Source organism: Psychrobacter pacificensis, from assembly GCF_900101915.1.
In the GTDB taxonomy this organism is placed as follows: domain Bacteria; phylum Pseudomonadota; class Gammaproteobacteria; order Pseudomonadales; family Moraxellaceae; genus Psychrobacter; species Psychrobacter pacificensis.
This window is the reverse complement of record NZ_FNAL01000001.1, coordinates 236,783-252,879: the sequence shown is the minus strand read 5'-3', so window position 1 is coordinate 252,879 and position 16,097 is coordinate 236,783. Positions and strand designations below refer to the sequence as shown.

At 45.6% G+C, this 16,097-nt stretch carries 13 protein-coding genes; 6 read left to right on the top strand and 7 right to left on the bottom strand.

From position 1 onward, the window contains the following. Nucleotides 1-22 precede the first annotated feature (22 nt). Nucleotides 23-499 (top strand): SsrA-binding protein SmpB, encoded by a 477-nt coding sequence (gene smpB, locus BLR43_RS01080; RefSeq protein ID WP_093067726.1) that lies wholly within the window; start codon nucleotides 23-25, stop codon nucleotides 497-499. A gap of 284 nt (nucleotides 500-783) precedes the next feature. Here smpB and rarD read toward each other — a convergent pair whose 3' ends face one another. Next, nucleotides 784-1,803, bottom strand: a complete 1,020-nt coding sequence (gene rarD / locus BLR43_RS01075) for an EamA family transporter RarD (protein ID WP_244265473.1) — start codon at nucleotides 1,801-1,803, stop codon at nucleotides 784-786. 244 nt (nucleotides 1,804-2,047) lie between these two features. Here rarD and BLR43_RS01070 point away from each other — a divergent pair, with 244 nt between their 5' ends. After that, entirely contained in the window at nucleotides 2,048-2,515 is a 468-nt protein-coding gene (locus tag BLR43_RS01070; protein WP_093067723.1) for an Lrp/AsnC family transcriptional regulator, read from the top strand. Nucleotides 2,516-2,661: 146 nt separating this feature from the next. Then, a complete protein-coding gene (locus tag BLR43_RS01065; RefSeq protein ID WP_093067720.1) occupies nucleotides 2,662-3,414 on the top strand; it encodes a YidX family protein in 753 nt (250 codons plus the stop codon). 103 nt (nucleotides 3,415-3,517) lie between these two features. On the opposite strand, the gene BLR43_RS01060 is transcribed toward BLR43_RS01065, so the two are convergent. Then, a complete protein-coding gene (locus tag BLR43_RS01060; protein ID WP_093067716.1) occupies nucleotides 3,518-4,150 on the bottom strand; it encodes a hypothetical protein in 633 nt (210 codons plus the stop codon). Nucleotides 4,151-4,160: 10 nt separating this feature from the next. Further along, nucleotides 4,161-5,471: an ammonium transporter gene (locus tag BLR43_RS01055; protein ID WP_379542918.1), complete on the bottom strand. Its 1,311-nt coding sequence runs from the start codon at nucleotides 5,469-5,471 to the stop codon at nucleotides 4,161-4,163. A 519-nt stretch (nucleotides 5,472-5,990) separates the two neighbouring features. On the opposite strand from BLR43_RS01055, the gene BLR43_RS01050 reads away from it, so the two are divergent. The 3 genes from BLR43_RS01050 to BLR43_RS01040 all read left to right on the top strand — a co-directional run bounded on the left by BLR43_RS01050 (nucleotide 5,991) and on the right by BLR43_RS01040 (nucleotide 9,956). After that, nucleotides 5,991-8,465, top strand: a complete 2,475-nt coding sequence (locus tag BLR43_RS01050; RefSeq protein ID WP_093067713.1) for a YgiQ family radical SAM protein — start codon at nucleotides 5,991-5,993, stop codon at nucleotides 8,463-8,465. A 334-nt stretch (nucleotides 8,466-8,799) separates the two neighbouring features. Beyond that, a complete protein-coding gene (locus BLR43_RS01045; protein ID WP_093067709.1) occupies nucleotides 8,800-9,210 on the top strand; it encodes a hypothetical protein in 411 nt (136 codons plus the stop codon). A 179-nt stretch (nucleotides 9,211-9,389) separates the two neighbouring features. Next, nucleotides 9,390-9,956 carry a hypothetical protein gene (locus tag BLR43_RS01040; RefSeq protein WP_244265472.1) on the top strand — a complete coding sequence of 189 codons (567 nt, stop codon included), beginning with the start codon at nucleotides 9,390-9,392 and terminating at the stop codon, nucleotides 9,954-9,956. A 36-nt stretch (nucleotides 9,957-9,992) separates the two neighbouring features. On the opposite strand, the gene BLR43_RS01035 is transcribed toward BLR43_RS01040, so the two are convergent. The 4 genes from BLR43_RS01035 to BLR43_RS01020 form a co-directional block, all read right to left on the bottom strand. Next, the gene (locus tag BLR43_RS01035; protein ID WP_143007401.1) at nucleotides 9,993-10,853 is read right to left on the bottom strand and encodes a MauE/DoxX family redox-associated membrane protein; all 861 of its coding nucleotides are present in this window, start codon (nucleotides 10,851-10,853) and stop codon (nucleotides 9,993-9,995) included. A gap of 465 nt (nucleotides 10,854-11,318) precedes the next feature. Further along, on the bottom strand, nucleotides 11,319-12,074 hold the full coding sequence (locus tag BLR43_RS01030; protein WP_143007400.1) for a hypothetical protein: 756 nt from the start codon (nucleotides 12,072-12,074) through the stop codon (nucleotides 11,319-11,321). 200 nt (nucleotides 12,075-12,274) lie between these two features. After that, the gene (ligA, locus tag BLR43_RS01025; protein ID WP_093067959.1) at nucleotides 12,275-14,341 is read right to left on the bottom strand and encodes an NAD-dependent DNA ligase LigA; all 2,067 of its coding nucleotides are present in this window, start codon (nucleotides 14,339-14,341) and stop codon (nucleotides 12,275-12,277) included. Between the two features lie 625 nt (nucleotides 14,342-14,966). Then, nucleotides 14,967-15,983 carry a cell division protein ZipA gene (locus BLR43_RS01020; RefSeq protein WP_071002312.1) on the bottom strand — a complete coding sequence of 339 codons (1,017 nt, stop codon included), beginning with the start codon at nucleotides 15,981-15,983 and terminating at the stop codon, nucleotides 14,967-14,969. Between the last annotated feature and the right edge of the window lie 114 nt (nucleotides 15,984-16,097).

Here is a 16,097-nt window from a genome sequence, read left to right as displayed (position 1 = left end):
AGGCAATCCTTATGGAGAAATTATGTCAAAAAAATCAAAAAAACCTGATAATCAGATTTGCGCCAACAAAAAGGCGCGTCATGAATATTTTATCGAAGAAACCTTTGAAGCGGGACTGGCATTGCAAGGCTGGGAAGTCAAAGCCATTCGTGCAGGAAAAATGACCATCACTGAAGCGTACGTCATATTTCGCAATAACGAAGCTTTCTTATTTGGTGCGCACATTCAGCCATTACTATCGAGCTCTACGCACGTCAGTCCAGACAGTATTCGTACCCGTAAACTGCTGCTCAATCGTCGTGAAATCGAAAAACTGTCTGGAGCAATCAATCAAAAAGGCTACGCTTGCGTACCGCTGTCTTGCTACTGGAAAAACTCGCTAGTGAAATGCCAAATCGGCCTCGCACTAGGTAAAAAGCAGCATGACAAACGTAAGACGTTAAAAGATCGTGACTGGGAACGTGATAAGCAGCGTGGTTTCAAGCAGCACTTGGGTTAATATTCATTCAAGTATTGTCGAACAATCATTATAAAAAAGGACGGCTCAGTAAATATTGAGCCGTCCTTTTTTGTACCTTATTAATGCTTATATAGTCAGTTCAAAACAAAAATGTCATAAGTTCCAAAGAGCTACTGGGATGAATTTTTCACAGCCTCTGTGTATACAGCAAGCAAGGAAAATTTATACCAGTAACGCTATAACATTTTTAAATTGGATCCACTATACTTATCAACTGTTAATACTCGTGACTGACAATACTCATTAACTACCATACTAGCCGCTTACGCGACCTGCCCCTTGATTGATGATGGCACACTTTTACGAGCTCGAAGCTGCTTTATCCCATGAGCAATCAAACAAGAAATACCTAACCAGATCAACCCATAACTATAGATCATCGCTGATTCAAACGGATTACCGAGCACCGTCACCGCCAATATAAATAGCAAAGCAGGTTCTATATAACTCATCATGCCATAGACATTGACGGGTAGCATTTGGCTGGCATCAATATTGGTTTTCATTGCTAGGATGCTCAAAACGCCAAGACCAACTAACATCATGATCAAAAATCCAGACCCTGCTACCATCGCCAAATTGCTAGGTGCAAAAAAGTACAAGTAACCAAGCGCAAATGGGGCAAACAAGGTCAGATCGACCAGCATACCAGTGATGGCGTCAATGCCTTGGAGTCTACGCACGATATAATATATCGGATAAGTACCACACACCCACAATGTCGCCCAAGAAACACTCTGCGTACGAATGATTTCACTACACACCCCTACCGCCGCAAATGCGACCGCAAGCCACTGTAGACGACTGAGCTTTTCGCCAAACAGCAGGCAACCGAACACCACCATCATGAGTGGAAACAAAAAATAGCCCATCGCGGTTTGTACACCTTGCCCATTGACCGGTGCCCACATAAATAGCCAAAGCTGACTCAAAAATATCGGCGTAGGTAGTAGCAGCCAAACCCACTGTTTGACTGAGCGCAGTGCACGCAATTTATCGATGTGCATGCCTAGCCGTCCACTTATCAATAAGTAGCCAACCAACACTGCCCACATTGACAGCATACGCCAGATAAACACTTGTGTGCCTGACAAAGGCGTCAGAAAGCTGCTATACGCATAAAGTACACCAAACAAAATATTGGATAAGATGGCAAATGACACTCCCAACATCAGCGTGCGCTGCTGCGTGTTACCAGTCGTCCAAATCGCAGGCAATGGCAAACGTGAAGTAGTGGTTGCTAGCGCATTAGCGAATACATTGGAGAGCATTGAGATAGACATGATAAGCACCGTAGTTATTAGTAGATGATAAAAACACAATTACTCGCTCTTTTTTTAAAGCAGCTCTGATTGGTACGGTCTATTTTACTAGAGTGTTTTGATATATTATCTCTATAAAAATGTATTTATGGATAAATTTATCAAAATAATGTCATATAAATAACTATTTTCTTAAATTTAAATTATTAGTGATAATATTTATAATCGAAAACCTAATAATCATAATTAATGAGGGTACATTATCATGAGCCATATCCTAGACAGCACTGATAAAGCTATTTTGAACTTATTGCAAGATGATGCGACATTACCGCTTAAAACTGTCGCAGAACGAGTGCATGTGTCTGTTGCCACTGCTCAGCGCCGTATTCAAGCGTTGATAGATAGCGGCGTGATTACCAAGCAAGTCGCCATCGTTAATCCTAATAAAGTGGGTTACGGTCTGACCGCAGTGGTGATGATAGAAATGGAGCGCTCCAACACATCAATGCAACATCGATTTGAGCGTTTGATGGATTCGCAAACACAGGTGATGAGCTGTTATGAAGTATCTGGCGATTTTGATTTTATGCTGATGGTCAATGCCAAAAACATGAGCGACTACCACCAGTTCACCCGTAGCTTGCTGACTTACGAAAACAATGTACGCAATTTTAAGAGTCAGTTTGTGATGAACTTTACCAAAAGTGGAACCAAGATTACCTTAGACTAAATACATCTACCTGTATTAGTTGAGTTGGTATCAGCTTTTTTATTAATAATTGGTGTTAAAACTGCATTCAAAACTTGTAAAAAACTAACATAAGTTGGATAATATTAGCAATTTTTATTCACCGTAGTAGACAAGGAAGCCTGAGCATGACCTCTCAACCAGACTGCCCTCACAAGACCAGTAGCAGGTATAACATACTAAAGCATATAAGCCCAAAAGCTTTGGTAACAGGGACTTTGCTGACTTCTGTGCTTGCAATGTCGGGCTGTGCGACCAGCTCATTGCTAGAAAGTAATAACCATATCATCACGACCAAGCAGACATTGTCAGAAGATCAAGTGATCGCTTTTGGCCGTCCAGCGCAAGCATTACCAAAAACGCCAAATGCGACGATGGTAATCGTTGGTGAAAAAAACAGCTACGTACTCACCCAAGGTGGGACTGAGATGACCAGTTTGCTCACCAACCTGACACAAAAAGACATCCACGTTGACAATGACATGAATTTTTATGTCCCCAATAACGATGGATATTTCCAAGGGGAGATGAAGCTGTCTTATGCCAAACTAAAAGACGAGTTTGGACGCTCAGATTATCAGTTCTTTTTACAAAATAATGCCCGAGAGTGTACCTCCGCCAGTGATCAACGTATTGGTGCCCAGCGTTTTTGTTTTAATGTCCCCGTAAAAGGTGCCATATATCCGCAAGTGAGTAATTTAAGCTTGATTCAGTCAAATTATCGCGCTCTAACCAAGCCTTATACGGTAAGTTTTTATACTCAAACCCAGCAAAAAAACACAAACCGTCATGGACCAAATAGCGCGCAAAAACTGGTGCTGCTGCCCTTTGCCCTTGCATTTGATGTGGTGACTTTCCCGCTTCAATTATTAGACGATTAATAGCGCTTGGACAACTGATTGCTTGATTTGAAGCTAGAGAGCACGTAACGATAAGAACGATAAGGTAGGTATCCTACCTTATCATTACGTGCTCAACGCTACGTTAAAATAATTTTTCGACGACGGCTTTTGGATAACTTTGCTTGGCCGTTTGTGCTGCTTGAAACAGTATCTCATCTGCCTCTACAGGACCAGTAATATCGCACAAGCACACATAGGCAAGCTGCATCAGATTGTTTAACAGGTGCTCATTGTCCGGTACAGGTGGACGATTACCTTCCAAAAATTGATTGATATTGATGTGGTGCCCTTTGAAGGTGCGTTCTTGCGAAACAGTTTGGTGCATACTATGAAAAAAGCTGCGACTGTCTGCTGCCGTTAGCTGACTGCGCAGCGCTTCAATCACGGTATAAAATGCGAGAACGGGCTCAGAGATAGGTACGGGTGCATTGATTGTCTCGTTATGGCCATTGTGACTGTCAGACTCCACTGTCTGCTGACCATCCACTTGCAACGTAGCCCAAAAGCCTTTACGAATTTTAGATTTGTGATCTTGTAGTTCAGGATAGCGCCTTGTCGCATCCAAGATGCACTGCTGCATCATTTTGACAGAGACAGTTGAGTACTGTTGCCACTGCCTCTTGAGCAGGCGCACCTCTTCAGGATGTAAATACTCTGACAGCACCTCTGCCATCGCGGACACGGTTTGGTCGACGGATTGAGTATCAATATTCATCAGCTCTCTCCTATAAATGCCGCTCTGTTAGGCTTTTCGCATCGAACATCTGCTTTTGAAACTCAGGATAGCCGAGCTCGGCATGCTCGGTATAATCAAGGCCACGCTGCTCATGTAAGCGGCTGGCCTTTAACCCAAAGCTTAGATCAATCAGCTTATACATCACAAGACCCAACCCCAGTCCCCAAGCTAACGCCACGCCCACGCCTAGCGCTTGTACGCCCAGCCGTGATAAGTTAAATAAGTCCCCTGTATAAAACAATCCAGCCGCGAGTGTGCCCCATGCACCGCCGAATCCATGCACTGCCACCGCTGATACCACGTCGTCTATTTTGAGCTTCAATAATGCTTGCGTGGATAAAATATAGACCACAGAGGCGATGGCACCGATGACAACGGCGAAAACAGGCGTTGTTGTGGCACAGCCTGCCGTGATAGACACCAAACCAATCAAACTGGCATTGACACTATCACTGAGCAAAATGGCTTTGCTCAGTGTCCGAGCAATCAGCATATAGCTCACCACCGCACTGACCGCAGCGATAAAAGTATTGACGGCAATCAAGCCAATATTTCCAGTGATAGATAATGTCGATCCAGCATTGAAGCCAAACCAACCAAACCATAAGATAAACCCGCCAAGCGCCAATAGCGTCATGTTGTGACCTGCAATGAGTCTTGGCGTACCATCAGGGGCAAAGCGGCCCAATCTTGGCCCAATGACCAAAATACCTGCCAGCGCCAACCAACCCCCGATAGAATGCACCACGGTCGAACCAGCAAAATCAATAAAACCAAGCTCAGCTAGCCACCCTGACCCGCCGAAATACCCACCCCAGACCCAACTGGCAAACACAGGATAGATAAATAAACAGATCAAGCAAGCGGCGACTGCATAGCCGATAAACGAGACACGCTCTGCCATGGCACCACTCGCGATGGTCACCGCTGTCGCCGCAAACATCATCTGAAAGAACATCAGTGCCCAGTCCATATTGGATAGATTGACTGGCATAAAATGATCGGTACCGACAAACCCCGAATGATTAGTACCCATCATTAGCCCAAAACCCACCAAATAAAACGCCAGACCACCGATACACATATCGGTATAGTTTTTCATCATCACATTGACGGCGTTCTTTGCGCGTACCGATCCGCTCTCAAGTAGCGCAAAACCTGCCTGCATAAAGAACACCAAAACCCCGCCCCAGATAATCCAAGCGATATTTTGATATTCGAGTAGCTGCGCCACCGTCAATGTGTCAGCCGCGGCCGCTTGTGCACTGGCGATCGTGCCAAACAATAGCGTCCCCAGCATAAGTATCTTGTGCAGTAATGTTCTTAGTAGCCCTTTTATCGCATCCAGCCCAACAGATGATGTTCTCATTTTATCTCCAAACACTTATCTATCCGTTCAATTTTTATCGGTGCACCATTTTCACTCATGAATGCACACAAATAAGCCCTAACGGGGTTGGAGCAAAAGCTATGCCAAAAGCTATGGATGAAAATCAGAACGGCTAACAAACATGAGAAAACAAATGATTAGTACTGACCAAACCCATACTTTGATAACTGCACTTTAACAACCATGCTTGCGACAATGTGACGGTTCTGCTGAAACCATTTTTGCCATTGTTTGGCTGGGCTAGTCGCTCACTTTGCATAAGCAGTTTATCTCGCGCTATCAATGACTTATCGGCAATCACCACTCATAGAATAGGTCGCATAGTGAAGGTGATTCATGTTAAAATGAGCGCTTTTAAATCAGCCTTTATCATCAATGATGAATAAGGGGTGTATTTTTAGTGCCATTTTCTAATTAACAGGTCCGCCCATGTCTGCCGATACCATTGCCCGCACTGCCTTTAAACAAGGCACCAAGCCACTTTATGATTATGACAAACACTGGGCGAGCTGCTACGAGCCTGCGCCTTATCTGCCGATGAGCCGCAAAGAAATGGACGATCTGGGCTGGGATGCTTGCGATGTTATCATCGTCTCAGGCGATGCCTATGTCGATCACCCAAGCTTTGGTATGGCGATTATCGGTCGCTTGCTTGAGTCACAAGGCTTTCGCGTCGGTATCATCGCGCAGCCTGATTGGAAGAGCAAAGACGCCTTTATGGAGCTTGGCAAACCTGTCTATGCGTACGGCGTGACCGCTGGCAATATGGATAGTATGATCAACCGCTATACCGCCGATCGTAAAATCCGTAGTGATGATGCCTACTCTCCTGGCAACGTGGCTAATAAGCGCCCTGACCGCGCGGCTATCGTCTATAGCCAGCGCTGCCGTGAAGCCTATCCTGATGTGCCTATTATCTTGGGCGGTATTGAGGGCAGCTTACGCCGTATCGCGCATTATGACTATTGGTCAGACAAAGTGCGCCGTAGTATTTTGCTCGATGCGCGTGCGGATGTCTTACTCTATGGTAATGCTGAGCGCGCCATCGTCGATGTCGTACATGGTCTGTCAAAAGGCTATAGCTTTGAGCAAATGAGTAAGCTACGCGGTACAGCGTATTTATTGACCCCAACGCGTCGTCATTGGCAAGCCGATATGACTGAGGTCGCCAGTAACGATGTCGATACCGTTGGCCGTGTCGATCCGATCATCAACCCGTATGTCATGACCGAAGACGTTGATAGCTGCTCAATTGAGCAGAACAAACCATCGGACTCGCCTGTTGGGCAAGCCATGCCGTCATCTATGTCATCACAGTATCAGGGTTTTGTCGCTGAGCCAGTCACTGACAAAATCATTAATGCCGACCAAGTGGATACTGATACCCAAGTGGTACAGATGCGCGGCTTTGACAATGCGTTTAATAAGCCAAAAACTGCCCGCAAGCACAAAATTAAAATGCCCCCACGTGAGCAAACGGTGATTCGTCTGCCTGACTATGAGCATGTCAAATCTGACCCTGTGCTTTATGCGCATGCCAACCGTATCTTACATTTAGAGACCAATCCGGGTAACGCCCGCGCGCTGGTGCAGCGTCATAGCAGCGGTGCAGGTAACTCGCATACTTCTATCGATGTCTGGCTGAACCCACCACCGATTCCACTCTCGACAGAAGAGATGGACTATGTGTTTGACCTGCCCTATGCACGCCTGCCGCACCCAAGCTATGGCGATGCGCGTATCCCTGCTTATGACATGATTAAGTTTTCGGTCAATATCATGCGTGGCTGTTTTGGCGGTTGTACCTTCTGCTCGATCACCGAGCACGAAGGACGCATTATCCAAAACCGTTCAGAAGACTCAATCTTGCGCGAAGTCGAAGCGATTCGTGATACTGCACCCAACTATACTGGCGTGATCTCTGATCTTGGTGGGCCAACAGCCAATATGTATCGTCTGAGCTGTAAAGACGAGACGATTGAGAAAAACTGCCGTAAACCGTCTTGCGTCTATCCTGATGTCTGCGAAAACCTGCTGACCGATCACAGTAATTTGACCAAACTGTATCGCAAAGCCCGTGATATCAAAGGCGTGAAAAAAATCCTGATTGCTTCAGGTCTGCGCTATGATTTGGCGGTCAAAGACCCTGAATACGTCAAAGAGCTGGTCACGCACCACGTCGGCGGCTATCTAAAAATCGCGCCTGAACACTCAGAAGACAACGTATTGTCAAAAATGATGAAGCCTGGCATGGGCACGTATGATGAGTTCAAAGCCATGTTTGAGCGCTTTAGTGCCGAGGCGGGCAAAGAGCAGTACCTCATCCCTTACTTTATCGCCGCGCACCCTGGCACCACCGATGAAGATATGATGAACCTTGCGCTGTGGCTCAAACGCAATGGCTTTCGCGCTGACCAAGTACAGGCGTTTTATCCAAGCCCGATGGCAACCGCCACGACCATGTATCACACCCACAAAGACCCGCTACACAAGGTCAGCCGTGAGGGTGGTGATATGGACATCGTCAAATCTGGTAAGCAGCGCAAACTGCACAAAGCGTTCCTGCGCTATCATGATCCAAAAAACTGGGCACTACTACGTAAAGCGCTACAAGACATGGGCCGTAGTGATCTGATTGGCAAAAACCGTGGTTGCTTGATTCCGCCATTTAACGCGCACTTAGAGGGGCGTGATGCGGCGCAAGACAGCTATCAGTCAGCACGCAAAAAGAACAGTCGCCTAGGCAATGACTCGGTGAAGCGTAGCAACAACTCGTCAAACAACAACGCTGCAAACCGTGCTGGCACAAGCAAAAATAGGGTCGGCAAAAATACCAAGAAAAAAGTCAGCAAAGGCAACTTCCAAACTCAGCATACGGGTCTGCCACCGCGCAAAACCAAATAGCTTGATAAGAAGTAGTTTTAATAATATGAATAGTATAGAAACATGAACTAAACGTAGGCCGTATTAAACTCATAAAAAAAGCCCCTATCAGCGCTCAGTTGATCGGGGCTTTTTTTGTCTCACTCATTAGTAAATAAATAGTCAAATGACGATCGTTTAGCCTTCAATAGGTTGGCGATGCTAAGTTACATTTGTCAGTGATTGGGTAACGAAGCTAATAGGTAATGAACAATTTCTAACACGGCAATATTTGGTTTTCGCTACTATAAGCCTCATATGCTAAACGCATTATTAAGAACAAGTAAATGACACCAGTAATACTTTGGAGAGAATGATGAATACCATCACTAAAATTGCAACTGCCCTACCTGCGCTTGCCTTACTGAGCGCTTGTGCCACGACTGTCTCTACCACGCCAGAGACGACTGATACCCCTGCGCCAGAAAAAGTCACTGCCGCTTATGACCGCATGGCAGCAGCCCCATATACCTGTACCGATGGCAGCACCATCATGGCAAAGCAGTCTATTAACAAAAAACAAGTCATGCTCAATGCCACCTTACCTAAAGTAAAATGGACAGAGCAAAAGCTCGTCTTAAACGGTGATGTAAAAGGCGACGTCGCAAGCTATGTCAACGACTCAAATCCAAAAGCGGTCTATGCGTGGCACATGAAAGGTGACAAAGGTATCTTTGCCATCAAATGGGCAAGCGGCCAAGAATATAAAGTAAACTGCCAACTCTAATTATTCAAAGATAAGCAGCACTCTATCAAAAATAAAACAACAGTCGCCCTTGAGCGGCTGTTTTTTATGCGTGTTCTTTATACACATCTTCTCTCTGATGATTATGAATATCATCAGTGCTGGTTTGTTTTGCTAGAGAAGCACACCGAAACCTGTCAAAATAGACTTAGCACCAATTAATGATGATCAATAGTAAAAAGGATAACCCGATGGCGACGCGTCTGATAACGATGATGGTAATGGCAGCTGCGAGTATGTGGACGCTAACAGGCTGCGATGATAGCGTCAAAACCCCTGATCCAGCCGCCGAAACAGCAGCGACCACATCAGACTCGTCAACACCCGCAGCCGATCAGATAGATTGGTCATTAGTCGCTAGTGGTACCAAGCCTGCCGACCCCACCAACTACAAGTATCCATTTGCAATCGATAGTCAAAACGTCCGTGACTATGCAGAGTACTTCGATGTCGATCTTGCCACCGCTCAACACAACCTCACGATCAGTATGGCAAGTAACGAAGCGCTATCCAAAGCCTTGGATCAGCTGAGCGAAACCTACGTCTCACATGAGCTGACCGATGGCAACGAGATGACACTGGTCATTCATACTACGCCCGATGTGGCTGCCAGTACCTACGATTATGTGTTATCAGACGACTTTGCCAAAGGGTTGGTATTGCCTATCGAGATCAAACCCGATGGCAAAAAAGGTGACGCAAAGGCGCATGGGGAAATAGCGGAGTAGCTCGATGTATTTATTATGCATCATCAAACCATTTGATTATAATAAAGCGCGAATCAGCATATAACCACCCATACCGAACATCATGACGTTTTCGGTTAAAGAGATCGCGCCCAGTGGGACATTGCTATCGCCGCCGACGCAGGCGCATTTTAGCTCGCGCTTATCGATATAGACGGCTTTAATAACCGATACTCCGCCGATTAAGCCGATGATAAAGGCGACCAAACCCGCAATCGGATTGAGCCAAGGCTGATCGGCAAGCATAGCGATACCGGCAAACGCTTCTAAAAAAGGATACACATAGGCGTAGCGTACCACGCGGCGTGCGAGCAAATCATAGCCCAAAAACCCAGTGGTAAACCCTTCTAAATCCTCAAGCTTTTTAATCGCCAATACACACATGGAGAGCGCGACAAACCACATAAGCGCTTGTATCGAAAAGACACTAACAGCAAAAGCCCAGCATAATGCCAGTGTCATGAGTGCGGTAACAGCAAATATCGCAATAATGGGCGCGTACGTGGTGTCGTCGTCTGTCTCGGGTTCGTGATTACCCAAAAATACTTGCAGATCATCATTACCACCAATGCGCTTGCCATCGATAAAGGTCTGCGGCGTGGTCTTGACCCCAAGCGTGTCTTTGACCAATGTATTCTCATCTTGGGTCGTGATATGGCGATCGATGATATCGTAGCCTGCGTGCTTGAGCGCATCGATTGATTTGAGGCCAAACGGACATAGGTGGTCTGGCATCACCATCCGAAAGATGACGGCAGACTGCCCGCCTTCTTTGCCGATATGCTCGCCTTGTAGAGTGTCGATGAGATGCTGTACTTGCGGACTTTGGCTACTATCTATAGTGTCGGTATTAGATTTATTATTAGTATTGTCTGCCATAACGCGCTCCTTACGTTTTGCTTATTCGCTGCTTGATCATAGTTCTTTTATGACTGTGACTATTATCTTATAAGCATCGGTAAGCGCGATCTGAATCAGTCTTGTTAACTTTGTTAGGTTTAATGATAAGTGGTGGGTTTTTCGGAGGTAGGCTGGTGTTCAGACTATAGTTGAATACTGACTTTGCCAAAGGACTGGTATTACCCATTGAGATCAAGCCTGATGGTAAGAAAGGTGAGTCTAAAGTTAATCCGCATGAGGAATTGGTGGAGTAGGTTTTTAAGTATATGAGATTATGGGTGTGGAAAATTAGTAATTTGTAGGGTGCGCCTCGCGCACCAAAGCATAAATAGGAAACAATAGATTAAAAACCTTTATCTATGCAAATGATTTAACGTTCAGCGATTTATTGAATAATACTTTTAATTCCTAAATAAAGTTCTTAAATGGTACGCGGAGTGCACCCTACTCGACTGTTTTGATCTCTTTACCTATGGCTTTTGCCCAGTAAATAATAGCAAGCTGTTCAATATCTGCTGCACTATAGCAAACATCATAAATATCAAATGAATACTCTCCATAGTTTGATTTAATTCCACTACTCTCTTCGTTCACTACTATCTTCAATAGAGCATGTGAAAGTGTCCGTTTTTCATGAATATCTTCAATCGACTGCCATGGTATATCTAACGTTTGATTGGATTTAATAATTTGTAGTTTTTCTGGTAAAAACCTAAGAGTAGATATTGATACTAATGGTATTTTGTTTTTTTCTTCATCTTTGCCTACTAGATAGCTGAGTATTGCTATGCCAATCGGTATCACTGTCCATATAATGTCAGAAGGAGCAAATGGTTGATTTGTGAACAAGGGCATTAGCCATGCGATAATTAGTTTTGTGCTCAACCATATCATCGATGCAAAGATAGCTATCGTCAATAAAAGTCCAGAGTTGTACTTTTTCGCTACAAATTCGAAACTTGGTAATCTCGATTCAGCCTGAGTATTAGCACTTTTTAAGTGTTGCATGCTAGCACTGATGTCTATTTTTTGAGAGTTGACTGACTTAAATATACCTAACCATTTCAAATAACTCATGACTAAGATAAGTAGTAGTAAAAACGATAAGCTAATACTTCCGGTTAAATATTCGACGCCCACACTTATGCAGGCGATGACAGCTATGTGACGCATTAATTGAGTATAAGTGTAGTATGTCATGGCCTTCCGAAATTTTGATAAAGGTGTTAGTAATTTAAGTCGTAGGGTACGCCTTTCGCACCAACGCATAAATAGGAAACAATATATTGAAAAACACTTATCTATGAAAATGATTCAACGTTCAGCTATTTATTGAATAATACTTTTAATTCCTAAATCAAATTTTTAAATGGTGCGCTGGGCGCACCCTACCGCTAACCTCAGCCCTCAACCAACGCCAAAAACTCTTCCTCACCCACTATCTTAATGCCTAGTTTCTCTGCTTTGGTTAGCTTAGAGCCTGCCTTATCACCTGCCAGTAGCGCAGTGGTTTTTGCCGAGATGCTGCCTGAGACTTTTGCGCCTAGTGCTTGCAGTTTGGCTTTGGCTTCATCACGCGCCATGCTATCGAGCGCACCCGTGATGACCCATGTTTGCCCATCGAGTGGTAGCCCTTCTGAGGCGACCTGCTCGACTTTATCCCAATGCACGCCAGCCGCGCGTAATGCGGTGATGACTTCGATATTGTGCGGCGCGCGGAAGAACTCATAGGTCAGCTCAGCGGTGATTTCGCCAACATCGGGCGTTTTTATCAAGGTCTCAATACTGGCGGCCATCAGACTATCTAAATCACCAAATTGCTGCGCAAAGTTCTGTGCTGTGCCTTCACCCACACCGCGAATACCCAGCGCATAGATAAAGCGCGCCAATGTCGTGTGCTTGCTGGCTTCGATAGCATTAATGATATTCTGGACCGATTTTTCACCCAGTTTTTCAAAGGTGACCATCTCATCCGCATGATTGTGCAACTGATAGATATCAGCAACCGTTTTGATAAGGCCATGCTCAAAGAAGCTAATCAGCCAGCGCTCACCAAGCCCATCAATATCCATAGCACGACGTGAGACAAAGTGAATCAGCGCCTCTTGCTGCTGCGCGGGGCAATACAGTCCGCCTGTGCAGCGTGCCAATGCCTCATCTTCTGGCAGGACAACAGGAGAGTCGCAGACAGGGCAAGTAGAAGGTAGGGTCACAGGTTCAGAACCCGCTGGGCGCTGCTCGTGCCAAACGCGGGTGACTTTGGGTATCACATCGCCTGCGCGGTGCACGCTGACCATATCGCCTGCGCGCACGTCAAGGCGCTGGATCTCACCAAAGTTATGCAAGGTGACATTGCTGACAGTGACACCGCCGACTTTGACAGGCTCCAGCTTGCCCACAGGGGTAATCTGTCCGGTACGCCCGACTTGCCATTCGATATCGTTGAGACGCGTCATGACGGTCTCGGCAGGGAATTTATAGGCCGTCGCCCAGCGCGGCTCACGCGATAAAAACCCGAGCTGCTGCTGTAGAGCGAGGCTGTTGACCTTGATGACCATGCCATCAATCTCAAATGGCAAATCGGCACGACTTTCTATCACTGACTCATAATAAGTCTGGGCAGCGCGTGGATTGGCGACCACTTCTACAGCGCTGACGGTGAAGCCAAGCTCAGTGAGCCATGCCAGCGCCCCTGATTGAGTGTCGATATTTTCAGGCAATCCTTGATTGACCGAATAGCCATAAAATGCCAGTGGACGACTGGCGGCTATGGCGGGATCTAGCTGACGTAAGCTACCAGCGGCAGCATTACGTGGATTGGCGAAGGTTTTTTCGCCTTTTTCTTCCGCCAAACGATTGAGGCGCTCGAAACCGGCTTTTGGCATCAGCACTTCACCGCGCACTTCTAACAACTCAATATCAGCCGCATCGGCGATCCATAATGGTAAATTGCGAATGGTTTTGGCATTTTGGGTAATGTCCTCACCCGTCTGCCCATCACCGCGCGTGACCGCTTGGACAAATTTGCCATGCTCATATTTTAATGAAACGGCCAGACCATCAAGCTTTAGCTCCATCTCGTATTCAGGGTTTTGCTGCGAGTCGCTCAGACGATCATTGACACGGCGCATAAAGTCACGCAAATCATCATATTCAAAAACATTACCCAAGGACAACATTGGAATATCATGCGTGACTTGAGTAAAAGCGGAGAGCGGCATATCACCGACTTGATTGATTGGGCTATCTGGCTGAACCAAATCTGGATATTCTTCTTCGATTTCAAGCAGCGAGCGGCGCAATTGATCGTATTCACTGTCTTCTAAGATTGGATTATCAAGCACATAGTAGGCGTAGTTGTGCCGTTTGATAGACTCGATAAGCATGCGCATTTGCGAGACAATTTCTGCATTATTATTTGTGCCGTCATTGGCCGAACTGGCTATATTAGATGTTGCACTTTGCACTTGAGCAGATAGGTTTTTAGAATTATTTGATAAGGTAGCGTCAGTCATAGTCGGGGTCTTTTTTGTCATTCAAGATGACGATATGATAACAAGTTTACAGGATACTCGGATATAGCCAATCCTATATAAATCAGCTACTGTGTCAGGCTCGCTCAGTCTACTATGTGTAGTACTTTCCCCCGCCTTCCTTGTATCTAAATTATCTTGAACCGACTCTAGGGCGTGTTGAACATTCGCAAATAGGCACTGCTGATCGCTAAAATTGTTCCAGACAAGGCACAAAGCGACGATAATGCAGATGCCTTAGCGAGATTTGTAACGCAGTATGGGGCAATTTTAGCATCAGACCCAACGATAAAAGCAGGGGACAGGACTCTTTTTTGCCGCTTCATCGTTAAAAATAAGCGCTTAGAGTGACTAAACTTATTATTTTTAACATCGAATCGCCTAAAAAATAGTCGCTGTCAGTGCCATGGTCGAATGTTCAACACGCCCTAATATTTTTCAGAAACTATAGCCCATTAAAAAAGGCAAATAACATGAATCGCTATTTGCCTTTTTAACACTCTATAATTGTTTTTAGCAGTTGATTTACTTAGCCTTCGAGCTATTCGCCTTTAAGCTTTTAGCCTTCATAATCACGAACTTGATTACGTAGCTGCTGCTTGTATTCAGACGTGATTGGTTGGTTCTCTTCATCGAGCATAATCGCGTCAAGATCGCTTGCCATCATATAAGCAATGCTCATCATGCTATCGAAGCTGCGCACGGCTTGAGGATGTGGCAATGATAAAAACATAACGATGCCGTTATACGTGTTGGTCGCGACACTATGCGGATCAAAGGGCGCGATACCACTGTCGGTGATACCCATCATACTAAACCACAGCATACCCGTGCCGTCTTTTTGCTCGTAGCGATGGAACATATTCATCGCGCCATAGCGTAGACCATATTTATCAATCAATGCTAGCAGATCATGACCACGGATAATCGCGGTTGGACGATCGCGATATTGGTGCGGCAAGATGGTGATATTGATGTTGTCTTTGGCATTGATCAAGGGGCCGTTTTGCGCATCATCGCCTGACTCTGATAAATGCTGATCCAGTATCGGGCTGTTGTTGTCGAAGCTTGGCTCTTCTGCCGTGTCAATCGATGGCATCAAGCTATCTGTTGCCGACATGAGGCTAGAGAATGCATCAGGCTCTTGCTCGATATGCATCTGCTCAGCCGCCTCTAAAAACTCAGCGTTATCAGCGCGACGTTGCTCTTCTTGCCAGCGCGCATAGTCCTCATTGTCGACGACGTCATGATCTTCATCTGCCATAGTGTCACGCTCAGCAGTCAGCTGGGGATCGACGTTAGTATGAGTCTGCGTCAATGGCTCTTCTTCAACGACCGCATTCAGATAAGTGCGGTCAGGGCCAATGCTCGTCTCGCCAGCAACCGTATCATCAAAGTCTGGCTGATCAACGATATTGCGCTCATGACGCGGTATGATGGGAATACCGTTTTTATCATAATTGACCGCAGCAGCTTCAGCACCATTACGGCGCTTAAAACTGCGAATGACCATAAACAGCCCTGCGAGCACGATAAACGCGGCAATGGCAATCAATACAAACTGAATAGCGGTCATGATAAATACATCCTAGTATATATAACAAAAGGGAATACACAAACGAGCATAAATGGCAATATTCTAGCATGGCTGACCCATGTCGTCACCACATTGTGTACTTTATAACCAGTA

Coding starts and splice junctions, on each gene's coding strand:
- smpB (WP_093067726.1), top strand. CDS start 23: ATGTCAAAAAAATCAAAAAAACCTGATAATCAGATTTGCGCCAACAAA.
- rarD (WP_244265473.1), bottom strand. CDS start 1,803: ATGTCTATCTCAATGCTCTCCAATGTATTCGCTAATGCGCTAGCAACC.
- BLR43_RS01070 (WP_093067723.1), top strand. CDS start 2,048: ATGAGCCATATCCTAGACAGCACTGATAAAGCTATTTTGAACTTATTG.
- BLR43_RS01065 (WP_093067720.1), top strand. CDS start 2,662: ATGACCTCTCAACCAGACTGCCCTCACAAGACCAGTAGCAGGTATAAC.
- BLR43_RS01060 (WP_093067716.1), bottom strand. CDS start 4,150: ATGAATATTGATACTCAATCCGTCGACCAAACCGTGTCCGCGATGGCA.
- BLR43_RS01055 (WP_379542918.1), bottom strand. CDS start 5,471: ATGCTGGGGACGCTATTGTTTGGCACGATCGCCAGTGCACAAGCGGCC.
- BLR43_RS01050 (WP_093067713.1), top strand. CDS start 5,991: ATGTCTGCCGATACCATTGCCCGCACTGCCTTTAAACAAGGCACCAAG.
- BLR43_RS01045 (WP_093067709.1), top strand. CDS start 8,800: ATGAATACCATCACTAAAATTGCAACTGCCCTACCTGCGCTTGCCTTA.
- BLR43_RS01040 (WP_244265472.1), top strand. CDS start 9,390: ATGATGATCAATAGTAAAAAGGATAACCCGATGGCGACGCGTCTGATA.
- BLR43_RS01035 (WP_143007401.1), bottom strand. CDS start 10,853: ATGGCAGACAATACTAATAATAAATCTAATACCGACACTATAGATAGT.
- BLR43_RS01030 (WP_143007400.1), bottom strand. CDS start 12,074: ATGACATACTACACTTATACTCAATTAATGCGTCACATAGCTGTCATC.
- BLR43_RS01020 (WP_071002312.1), bottom strand. CDS start 15,983: ATGACCGCTATTCAGTTTGTATTGATTGCCATTGCCGCGTTTATCGTG.